Source organism: Legionella worsleiensis (assembly GCF_001467535.1).
Lineage (GTDB): Bacteria > Pseudomonadota > Gammaproteobacteria > Legionellales > Legionellaceae > Legionella > Legionella worsleiensis.
In genome coordinates, this window is the sequence record NZ_LNZC01000015.1 from 1 (window position 1) to 430 (window position 430).

Below are 430 nucleotides of genomic sequence, written 5' to 3' on the forward strand. Positions count from 1 at the left end.
GGAACCTGCGGCTGGATCACCTCCTTAATATAGAGGCACCAAACGACCCAAAGCGCCCACACAGTTTGTTTTCAGATGAAGAAAGAGATTCGGTTCAATTATTCTGAGCGAGTGCGAAGCACGAGCAAGGAATAAAGCCCATCGAAGCATTTTTGCAAGAGATTTTGTTTTAATCGAGGCATAAGTACGAAAGAGTGAAGGAGCATACGTGAGTATGTGACTGAGCGAGAAAGTGCTTATAACGAAGAGTAAAACAAAAGGTGGCAGCAAAAATAGGGGGTCGTAGCTCAGCTGGGAGAGCACCTGCCTTGCACGCAGGGGGTCAGGAGTTCGATCCTCCTCGGCTCCACCAATATCTTCATCGTCATGGAATATTAGATTAAAGCATTTTATTTAGTAGAGTGTTTTAATCTGGTATAGCCAGAAGCTC

General features: G+C 45.1%; 1 tRNA gene. It reads left to right on the forward strand.

Annotation, left to right across the window (positions count from 1 at the left end):
* Nucleotides 1–276: 276 nt before the first annotated feature.
* A tRNA-Ala gene (locus tag Lwor_RS08140) sits at nucleotides 277–352 on the forward strand.
* Nucleotides 353–430: the final 78 nt, after the last annotated feature.